The organism is Actinoplanes sp. ATCC 53533, from assembly GCF_003947245.1.
Genome location: NZ_QHHV01000096.1, coordinates 1 through 10,008 on the forward strand (window position 1 = coordinate 1; position 10,008 = coordinate 10,008).

7 protein-coding genes and 1 pseudogene are annotated in these 10,008 nt (G+C 72.1%); 2 read left to right on the forward strand and 6 right to left on the reverse strand.

Features of this window, described 5'->3' with window-relative positions; genetic code table 11:
• Together DMB66_RS28810 and pdhA are read right to left on the reverse strand one after the other, a co-directional pair.
• Positions 1-299 (reverse strand): annotated as a pseudogene (locus DMB66_RS28810) (alpha-ketoacid dehydrogenase subunit beta); the annotation flags it as partial.
• Complete coding sequence (gene pdhA, locus DMB66_RS28815) at positions 296-1,435, reverse strand: pyruvate dehydrogenase (acetyl-transferring) E1 component subunit alpha (protein ID WP_125807261.1); 1,140 nt, start codon at positions 1,433-1,435, stop codon at positions 296-298. The gene pdhA and the pseudogene DMB66_RS28810, both read right to left, overlap by 4 nt.
• Positions 1,436-2,910: 1,475 nt before the next feature.
• On the opposite strand from pdhA, the gene DMB66_RS61450 reads away from it, so the two are divergent.
• A complete protein-coding gene (locus DMB66_RS61450; protein ID WP_158647396.1) occupies positions 2,911-3,174 on the forward strand; it encodes a hypothetical protein in 264 nt (87 codons plus the stop codon).
• A 56-nt stretch (positions 3,175-3,230) separates the two neighbouring features.
• Here DMB66_RS61450 and DMB66_RS61455 read toward each other — a convergent pair whose 3' ends face one another.
• The 4 genes from DMB66_RS61455 to DMB66_RS28835 all read right to left on the reverse strand — a co-directional run bounded on the left by DMB66_RS61455 (position 3,231) and on the right by DMB66_RS28835 (position 8,379).
• Entirely contained in the window at positions 3,231-3,377 is a 147-nt protein-coding gene (locus tag DMB66_RS61455; protein ID WP_158647397.1) for a hypothetical protein, read from the reverse strand.
• 292 nt (positions 3,378-3,669) lie between these two features.
• The gene (locus DMB66_RS28825; protein WP_125807262.1) at positions 3,670-4,893 is read right to left on the reverse strand and encodes a hypothetical protein; all 1,224 of its coding nucleotides are present in this window, start codon (positions 4,891-4,893) and stop codon (positions 3,670-3,672) included.
• Between the two features lie 34 nt (positions 4,894-4,927).
• The gene (locus DMB66_RS28830; protein WP_125807263.1) at positions 4,928-6,637 is read right to left on the reverse strand and encodes a GTPase; all 1,710 of its coding nucleotides are present in this window, start codon (positions 6,635-6,637) and stop codon (positions 4,928-4,930) included.
• Positions 6,634-8,379 carry an ABC transporter gene (locus DMB66_RS28835; protein WP_233624899.1) on the reverse strand — a complete coding sequence of 582 codons (1,746 nt, stop codon included), beginning with the start codon at positions 8,377-8,379 and terminating at the stop codon, positions 6,634-6,636. Before DMB66_RS28835 ends, DMB66_RS28830 begins: the two co-directional genes overlap by 4 nt.
• Before the next feature lie 1,184 nt (positions 8,380-9,563).
• Here DMB66_RS28835 and DMB66_RS28840 point away from each other — a divergent pair.
• On the forward strand, positions 9,564-10,008 hold a 445-nt coding region (locus tag DMB66_RS28840; protein ID WP_148112777.1), incomplete at its 3' end, for an Hsp70 family protein.

The following is a 10,008-nucleotide window of genomic DNA, read 5'->3' on the forward strand; positions in this document are numbered from 1 at the left end:
ACCTGGGCGACGATCTGGTTGTACGCCGGGAAGACGAACCCGTCGAACTGGATCTCGCAGACCGGCCGGTAGCCGCGGATGGCCAGGCCGACCGCGGTGCCGATGATGCCGGCCTCGGCCAGCGGGGTGTCGATGACCCGGTTCTCGCCGAAGTCCTTCTGCAGGCCGTCGGTGATCCGGAAGACGCCGCCGAGCTTGCCGACGTCCTCGCCCATGATGACGACCTTGGGGTCGTTCTCCAGCGCGCGGCGCAGGCCGTGGTTCAGGGCCTTGCCGAGGGTGAGTGTCTCGCTCATCAGTGGGCGCTCCCTTCGAACGAGGCCTCGTAGGCGGCGAACTGTGCGCGCTGCTGGTCGAGCTCGGGCGAGCCGTTCGGGTAGACGTGGTCGAACATGGTGACCGGCTGCGGGTCCGGCATGGCCAGCACCCGTTCGCGCAGGTCCAGGGCCAGCGTGCGGGCCGTCTCGTCGACCTCGCCGAAGAAGGAGTCGTCGGCGAGCTGCTGCTTGGCCAGGAACGCCTTGAACCGGCTGATCGGGTCCTTGGCCTTCCAGGACTCGACCTCGCTGGCGATGCGATAGCGGGTCGGGTCGTCGGAGCTGGTGTGTGCGCCCATCCGGTAGGTGTACGCCTCGATCAGCGTCGGGCCCTGGCCGTTGCGGGCCTGGTCGAGCGCAGCCCGGGTCACCGCGAACGTGGCCAGCACGTCGTTGCCGTCGATCCGTACGCCGGGGAAGCCGAAGCCGGCCGCGCGCCGGTAGAGCGGGATGCGGGTCTGCCGTTCGAGCGGCTCGGAGATCGCGTACTGGTTGTTCTGGCAGAAGAAGACCATCGGGGCGTGGAACACGCCGGCCCAGACGAACGCCTCGTTGACCTCGCCCTGGCTGGTGGCGCCGTCGCCGAAGTAGGCGATGACCGCCTCGCCGTCCGGGGTGCCGGTCTTGCCGTCCATGGTGACGCCCATGGCGTAGCCGGTGGCGTGCAGCGTCTGCGAGCCGATCACGATCGTGTAGCCGTTGAACTTGTATTTGTTCGCGTCCCAGCCGCCCTGGTCGACGCCGCGGAACAGGCCGAACGGCATGATCGGGTCGATGCCGCGGGTGTAGAGCACGCCGTGCTCGCGGTAGGTCGGGAACGCCATGTCCTGCGGGCGCAGGGCCCGGCCGGAACCCACCTGGGCGGCCTCCTGGCCCAGCAGGCTGGCCCAGATCCCCAGCTCGCCCTGCCGCTGCAGGGCGGTCGCCTCGGCATCCAGGCGGCGGACCGTGACGAGGTCCCGGTACAACTCGCGGTACTCGTCGTCGGTGAAGTCGACCGAGTAGGTGACGCCGTCCGCCGTGGTGACGCTGTCAACGCGCTCACCGTCGGGCGTCAGCAGCTGAACGAAACCGCCCGCCGGGACGTCTGCCCCGACTTCGTTTCCGCCGTTCGCCATCCGTGTCTCCCTGTTTCATCTCTGCGCCCACGGCGGGTGTTGCCCGTCCGCGCGGCTGACCGCTGGGTTCGCCGCGCCTGGCCCGGGTGAGGTTGCCGCGCGGCTGGTCGGCGAGGTCACAGACCCCGCCGGGGAGTAACGACCCCCACCGCGTCCCGCTGCTTGGTCCAGCCGCGACGGCGGCGGTGCCGTCGCCCCCATCCTCGCAGAGAACGTGAGTGGCGCCACAGGTCAGGTCGATCACAGATCCGAAATCTTGCCGAGTCATTGGTGCCCGTTTTTGTCCTGTTAAGTGGTTTTCGTGCAATCACTTCCGCCGGAACGGACAACTTTCGCCGCAGCTCGAACCGCTATGCGTCGTTCACCCCGATAACTGACACGGATCCAAGTTGATCTCTAGGTAGGGGGTGCAGGCCGTGCCGGAGCAACCGGACGAAGACGGACTCGTGCCGCCGATCAAGGTGATGCGCAGGCGGCTCAACGGCGTCTACAGCGCCGAGGGCCTGGCCGGACCGACCCGCCGCTACGTGCTCATCGTGGCCATGCTGGTCGGACTGGCCTCGCTGCCCACCCTGGCGGCCATCACGGCCGGCTCCAACGAACTCGACGACGGCCGGCCCGGCGCCATGGACGTGCCGTTCATCCCGCCGGCATCAACCGGACCGGTCCGGGTCCGGCCCGCGCCGTCCGCTTCGACCGGGACCGGCGGCCCGCAGCCGGGCGGGACCATTCCGGGCAGTTCCGGCACCGCGCATGGCCAGGCCCAGAAACGCAAGACCAAGCCGCGGCCGGGTGCGCCGGTCACGGTCGGCAAGGGGTACGCCCAGAGCGCGCGCGGCGGATTGTCGGGTTCTTCGAGCTCGGCGGGTCCTTCGGGCTCGTCGCATTCCGGTGGATCTTCCAGTCCTTCGGGTGATAGCGCGGAGTCCTGGCGCCCCGGTTCGTCGTCCGGCGGAGGTTCCTCGGGTCCGGGTTCGGGTTCGGGTTCTTCGGGGTCCGGGTCCTCCGGGTCTGGGTCTCCGGGTGCGGGCTCCTCTCCGGGTGGGGCGGCTCCTGTGCGATCGCCTGTTATGCCGGCCCTGCCCTCGGTTCCGATGCCGCGGCCGGTTCCGGTTCCGGTTCCGGTTCCGGTCAAGCCTCAGCAGCCGAGTGGCTCTGTCGGCGACGGCGGCGGTGACTCACCGGATGACTCACCGAACGATCGCCGGGACGACTCGCCGGATGACGACCGCTGGTCCGGTGATGACGAGCCGGAGCCGCCGGCCAAGCCGGTCCGCCAGCCGTGGTGCGTGGACCGCAGCGACTGCTCGTCGCGGCCGGGGCGCCACCACCGTCCGGACCGCCCGCGCCACCAGGACTGCGACGACCGCGGCTACGCCCACGGGCGCCGGTCGGACGAGCGCGACCAGCCAGCAGAGACCAGCAGCATCCGGACGGCGAAGGCCGCCCGGTCCGACTCCCGCCGGAGGCCAGAGGTGACCGAACGCCCGCACAACGTCAGGCCGGCCCGCCCCGCCGACCGCACCCACAACAGCAACCGCTACCAGCCGTCCGCCGCGGACCGTGGTGAAGGCACCCAGACGACGACCGCGACCCGTGCCTACCGCGGCTCCCACCGAGCCGAACGCATGCACCGCGTGGACGACCACACCGGCGCTCACCACCGCAGCTCCCGGATGGGCCGGCACCACGCGGAACCGCGGCAGGAGTCCCAAGACCACCAGCAGAACCGCTGGTGAAGGCCGCCCTCACCCGGCGACGTGGAGGCTCGCCGGGCGAGGCGGCCGAAAGTCGGCTATGCGGGGTCGACCCGCATCATGCGGGCGCGCTTCGCGATCAGCCCTGGCAGGTCGACGCGGACCGGCCACGGCGTCCGCGTTTCGAAGACTTCGGTCGTGTAGTGCGTGGCGAAGGCATATTGCCCGGCCTGCTCGTCCAGCACGAGCTCGGCCAGGGAGCGATCCAGCCAGCGATCGTGTTGTGATCGATCGTCCCGGATGGCGACACGACGGGGCTTCCGTCGATCAGCTCCCAGCGTCGCCCGTCGTCGGGCAGCGCGTGCAGATCCGCCGTCGTGTGCCCATAGGCGTCAGGCACGGCGGTCCCGGGACAACGCTGCTGTCATCGCTGCTCCCCGTGCGTCGGACGAGGCCATGCGGCCAGGCTGCGGCGTGTGCGGGGACCAAGTTACCGAAGGGCACCGACATTTTCGGCGGACACGGTGTGCGTCTTGATCAGGAGTCGTCGGTGAGGCGGTGGCGGTTGGTCTCGATCCAGGCGTCGATGGCGTTCGCGTCGTTCGGGTCCACGCCTTCCGAGATCAGCTGGGCCACCGCCGCCGTCGCCGGGCTGCGCTTTTCGCCGGTCGCGTACAGGCGGGCGAACTCGGGGATCATCTCCTCGAGCACGGTGTCTGTCTGCTCCGCCGCTGCCGCCGGCAGGCCGCGCTTGCGGGTCGCGTATGCCGACCAGGCCCGGGTCACCCGGGGGAGCATCGCGGCGTCGTCCATGTCGAGGACCGCGCGCCGGTGCACCCAGTCGAGCAGGAACAGGCCAGCCACCGCCGGGCTCCAGCGCAGCGGGTCCGGCTCCGGCAGGCTCGCCGCGTGGTCCAGCAGGAGGCTCAGGCAGAAGTGCAGGGACGCCAACTCGTCGTCGGCCGACACGTCGTCGAGGGTGAAGCGGGCCGCCTCCGGCGAGGACAGGAAGTCGCGGAGCAGGCGCTCGCGATCCGGGCCGCTCAGCTCCGGCGGCTCGGCCAGCGGCGGGACGGTCGTGGCCGGCAGCAGGGCCAGCCGGGCCGTGGCCAGGGCGCGGTCGGTCGCCAGGTTGCCGTCCGCGGGCAGGTCGCTGAGGCCGTCCGTGATCTCCAGGTGCTTGCTCACCTCGCCGCGCAGCCGGCCCGGGTCCTCCTCGCGGAACCAGGTCAGCTCGTCGCCGGCGCACATCTCGCGGACCTGGCCCAGGATGCGCTCCGCCGGGCCGCCGACGAAGACGTCCTTGGTGATGCCGATGTTGTGGTCGACCAGCGCGACCACCGCGTGCTCCGGGCCGCCCTGCTCGGCGTCGTCGTAGGCGAAGGTGACCAGATAGGACGTCTGGTCGCCGTACACGTCGCCGTACGCGTAATAGCCGGTCGGGCGCACCCGGCCGAGCTGCGTCGTCCAGGCCGGGGCCTGCGGGCCGTGCCTCACCTCGGCCGCACCCGCGGCGTCGGGCACGAGGGCCGCGAAGACCTCGCGGATCGTGGTCGCCGAGGCGGTGCGTCGCCGGGTGGTGGCGCCGAGGAACTGGCCGACGAACTCCCGGACCGCCGTGGCGCGGTCGGTGACCGCCACGGAATACACGCTGCCGAGGAGCGCGGTGGCCAGCATTTCGGCGTCCAGGGCGCAGTCGAGCTTCGCCACGTCGCGGGCCGCGTGCAGGACCGCGTCGTATGGAGTCTGGGGTGCCGCCATTCGCAGAGCCTACCCGTCCGGCAGCCCGCCGGGCCTATTCCGAACGGACGACCGTCAGGGCCTCGCGTGCCTGTGCGTAGCCGTTCAGCACCTCGCGGACCGGCGCGACGACGTACTCGCGGGCCACCTCGGTGACCGCCCCCCGCAGCCGCTGCTCGGCGCGCCGGCCGGCCCGTTTGGCACCCAGGTTGACGATCGGGCGCAGCGCCAGCGCCAGCAGGGCACCCAGCAACAGGCCGCCGAGCAGCAACAACGTCGGCAGCGGCACCTCGCCGACGGCTGGATTGTTGAACTCCGGCAGGCCCAGAACGCGCACGGCGTATCCGGCGATCAACCAGCCCAGCCCGACCACCGCCGCGAGGGTGAACAGCCACTGCAGCAGCCCGACGGCGGTCCACCAGAACGGCTTGCGGCTCATCCCCAGATCGGTCTTGGCGACCGCCCGGTCCAGCGCGTCGGGCAGGTCACCCAGCCGGGACCGGGAGGCCGTGTTGAGGGCCGGGGCCCACACCTGCGGGATCGGCGCGGCGGCCCGGGCGGCGACGGCCCGGACACACAGGCCGACCGCCGACTTCTGCGCCGCGTCCGCCTCCGGCAGGGAGGTGCGGGCGACCGGAGCCTCCTCGTCCGACCGCCCCGCCCCGTCGAGCTCGGCGGCTGCGGGCTCCGGCTTGGCGGTGGACAGGTGCAGGCGCTTGAGCGGATCCGGGCGCAGCTTGCGGATGCCGCGGACCAGCGGCCAGCCGGTGCTCGCGACCGCCCGGTGCCGGTAGGCGCCCGCGGTCGCGGCGGCCACGGCGGGCACGCCGGCGGAGGTGGCGAGCGCGTCGCTGAGCTGGCGTACGGTCGCCCGGTCCACCTCGTCCTCGGCGGCCGGCGGGCCGATGGTCGTGGCCAGTTGCTCGGCCACCACGTCCAGGTCACCGGAGAGGCGGCGCAGCGCGGCCTGCCGTTCGGCGACCGACTTCTCCAGGGCCTCGCGCAGCTCGGTGAGCATGCCCGGCTGCTTGGCCGAGGTGGCGAGCGCCGGTACGCCGGTGAGCCCGTCCTCCTCGAGCAGCCGCTTGAGGTCGGCGATGACGACGTCGGTGTCGGCGGGGGAGAGCCGGTCCGCCTGGTTCAGCACCACGATGGTGATGTCGCTGTGCTGCTTGAACTGGCGCAGGTAGGCGTTGTGCAGGACCCGGTCGCCGTACTTCTGCGGGTCGACCACCCACACCACCTGGTCGACCAGGCCGAGCAGCCGGTCCACCTCGAGCCGGTGGCCGCGCTCGACGGAGTCGAAGTCGGGCAGGTCGAGCAGCACCAGCCCGCGCAGGGCGGCCTCGTCGTCGCCGTCCAGGGCGCTTTCCCGGATGAAGCGCTGCCGTGGCAGCACGCCGACCCAGTCCAGCAGCCTGTTCGCGGGCTCGAGCGGGCCCCAGACGCAAGCGTGTGCGACGCCGGTCGTCGGCCGCCGCACGCCCACCGGCGAGAGCTTGAGCCGGGCCAGCGCGTTGAACAGGCTGGACTTGCCGCTGCCGGTGCTGCCGGCGAGCGCCACCACGGTGTGGTCCTGGGACAGGGCGAGCCGGCTGCCCGCCCGTTCGACCAGCGTGTGCGCGGCGACCAGGTCGTTGTCGGGCAGGTGCGGGTCGGTCACCCGCAGGAAGCGCTGCAGGGCGTCCAGGCGCGCGGCGAGCTGCTCGGCGTCGACGCGGTCGTCGCCGGTCAACGCGTTCTTGACCCGGTCAACGAGGCTCATGACGGCGTCCCGGTCAACGCGACTTCCTCCCTGGAACGCTCCACATCGGCTGCGGCCTGCCGCAGCGTGGCGCCCGGCTCCAGCTCGAGCCCCACGGCTGCGGTGCGGTCCGTGAACCGGGCCGCCTCCGCGTCGAGCAGCACGTTAACCCGTGCGAGGAGTTCCTCGCGTGCCCGGGTGGCCAGGGTGCGGATCGCCTGGTCCCCGAAGATCGCTTCCAGCACCTTCTGCGCGGCGACCGTGGTGCCCGCGCCGACGGCCAGCTCGGCCCCGGTGGGGATGAAGGCGGTCGAGGTGAACACCGCGATCATCACGGTCAGGCCGATGCCGTTGACCGCGTAGGCCGCGCCGCGGGCCACGACCCGCTTGTCGCCGGCCTCGCTGCGCACCAGGTCGAGCACGAACAGCTGCCAGTCGCGGACCATCCGCTCGGCGCGTTGCGGCAGGTCGGCGGAGGGCCCCTGCAGGCTCGGCTCCAGCAGCGCGGCCCCGGCGGGGTGCGCCTGCCAGGACGAGTACGCCTGCTCGGCCGCGTCCGAGGCGACCCCGCGCAGCAGCGTGGCGAGCTGGGACTCCAGCGCCGCCTGCAGGTTGCGCCCGGGCGCCGGCCGGCCGGTGATCGTCGCGACGATCTTGTCGCGGAGCTGGCCGACCCGGGACTCCAGGGTGCGCAGGAACTCGCCCGTGCCGATGAACTCCTGCCAGCGGGCCAGCACCTCGCCGCGGAGCAGCCGCCCGTCCTGCAGGCCGTCCGCCATGGTCCGACGGGACGTCCGGTATGCCGCGGTGACCCGCTCGTCCAGGGCCTTCGCCGCGGCTGCCTGCTCGTCGGCCGCCTCGGCCAGCCCGGCCACCGCCGGGCCGAGCGCGGCCAGCGCGCCGTCGAGCGTCTGCTTGACCACGGCCGCGCGGGCGTTGCCGTCGGCGGCGAGCTGGGCGAACCAGTCGTGCAGCGGCCGGGTCACCTCCTCCGACAGCAGGCCGCTGCCGTCCAGCGTGGACTCGGGCAGCACGAACACCGGCGCCGCGCCCATGTCCCGGGCGGTGAGCATCTCGGTGAGGTGGGCGGAGACCTCGCCCGCCGCCTCCGGCGGCACCCGGTCCAGCACCAGCGCGATCACCGTGCCGCGCAGCCGGGCGGTGGTGAGCAGCTCCCACGGCACGGCGTCGGCATAGCGGGACGCGGTCGTGACGAACAGCCACAGGTCGGCGGCGGCGAGCAGCTGGGCGGCGAGCTGGCGGTTGCGGTCGACCACCGAGTCGATGTCCGGCGCGTCCAGGAAGGCCAGGCCGGGACCGAGCGCGGGCGCCGAGACCAGCTGCAGGGTCTGCGGATCCGTCGAGCTCTCGGCGGTGCGGGTGAGGCCCGGCAGCAACTGGCCGTTGCGGAACCACGGCGAGTCGGAGGGGTGGCTGACCAACACCGGCGAGCGGGTCGTCGGGCGCAGCACGCCGGCCCTGGTGACGGGCGCCCGAACCAGGCTGTTGACCAGGGTGGACTTGCCCGCGCCGGTGGAACCGCCGACCACGACCAGCAGCGGCGCGTCGAGCCGCGCGAGGCGCGGCAGCAGATAGTCGTCCAGCTGGGCGACCAGCGCGGCGCCGATCCGCCGGCCCTCCTCGGCGGAGGGCATGACCAGGGGGTACGTCGTTCCGCCGATGGTCGCCCGCAGCCGGGAGAGGGCGCTGGCGAGATCACCGACGGCGGCTGGTGGCTCGGTGGGCGGCACCGGCGCGAGCACCGCTGCGAGGCTCTCGGGCCTGGACCGCGGAACCGGCACGCCCCCGGTCTCTGCCCCGCCGCTCGCCGCGACAGGCTTGGTGGCCGGCTGGTCGGTCAGTGGCGATTCGTCGGCATTGGTCGGCTTGTCCGCTCGAGTCGGCTCGTCAGCACCGGCCTGCTGGTCGATCAGGGTGGGCTCGTCCGTGCTGGCTTGCTGGTCGATCAGGGTGGGCTCGTCTGTGCTGGCTTGCTGGTCGATCAGGGTGGGCTCTTCGGCGCTGACAGGCTCGTCGATCAGGGTGGGATCGTCCGCGCGGGGTGGCTGGTCGGCCCGGGCCGGATCGTGGCCGGCGGTGGGCTCCGCCACGGGGCGGGGCTTCTTGCCGGCAATGGGGCCTGCGGGCGCGGTCGGCTCGTCGGTCGTGACGGGCTTCGTGGCCGGGAGCCCTGCCGTCTGCTCGTCGGCGTCGGCGGTTGGGGTGGCCGGGTCACTCTCCGTCGCCGCTGTGGATCTTGCGGTGGTGGGAGCGACTTTTTTTGGCACGCCGGAATCCGCATCCACCGTGTCTGTGGACGTCGTCTCGTCGGCCGGCGGCGGCTCGGGGGTCGCCGGGTCGTCATCTGGCGGGGCCGCCTCGGCGGTCGCGGGAGCGCTCTCCGTCGAATCTTCCTCCGCGGCGTCGTCCGCTGCGTCCCACTCGTCGGGCGTTTTCGCCTCGGCCGGCTGCTCAGACTTCGTCGTCACTACGTTTCCCGTGGTCGCGGCCGTGGTAGGCGGCCATTCCGGCTTCGGTGGCGCGGTGGCGGTGGACTCCGGCTGCGTGCCGCTGTCGGCGCCGTCGGCCTGGGTGGACGGGCCTGCGGTTGTGGGGTCTGCGGCCGTACCGGATGATTTGTCGGGTTTGGGGGCGCCCGCAGCCGCGGGTGCGCCGTTGGTCTGGGCCCTTGGGGGGAGTGGGTCGGCTACGGCGGGAGTGGCCCACGGACCGACCGCTTCACCGTGCGTCGTCACGGGTAAAGCGTGCCCGATCTATGCATTCCCCACAACAGGTACCCCACCGCCGTGACCGGACAGGTACCTGCCAGAGGTGAGTTGCGCCGCCTTGACTCAACTCTGACTTGCAGATGTGGATCGCCGTGGCATCATTGAGTCCGGTCCACTCAACTTGACCCCGAAGATTTGCAAGAAGCGAGGAAGCGAACATGGCACGAGCGGTCGGCATCGACCTCGGCACCACGAACTCCTGCGTCAGCGTTCTCGAGGGCGGTGAGCCCACCGTCGTCGCGAACGCGGAAGGCTCCCGGACGACGCCGTCCATCGTCGCCTTCGCGCGCAACGGCGAGGTGCTCGTCGGCGAGGTCGCCAAGCGTCAGGCGGTGACCAACCCCGACCGGACGATCCGTTCGGTCAAGCGGGAGGTCGGCACGAACTGGTCCGTCGACATCGACGGCAAGAAGTACACCCCGCAGGAGATCTCGGCGCGGGTGCTCATGAAGCTCAAGCGCGACTCCGAGGCCTACCTCGGCGAGTCGGTCACGGACGCGGTCATCACCGTGCCGGCCTACTTCAACGACGCGCAGCGGCAGGCCACCAAGGAGGCCGGTGAGATCGCGGGCTTCAACGTCCTGCGCATCGTCAACGAGCCCA

What these genes read in the sequence shown, in the direction of transcription:
- pdhA (WP_125807261.1), bottom strand. Translation starts at nt 1,435, where the DNA reads ATGGCGAACGGCGGAAACGAAGTCGGGGCAGACGTCCCGGCGGGCGGT.
- DMB66_RS28825 (WP_125807262.1), bottom strand. Translation starts at nt 4,893, where the DNA reads ATGGCGGCACCCCAGACTCCATACGACGCGGTCCTGCACGCGGCCCGC.
- DMB66_RS28830 (WP_125807263.1), bottom strand. Translation starts at nt 6,637, where the DNA reads ATGAGCCTCGTTGACCGGGTCAAGAACGCGTTGACCGGCGACGACCGC.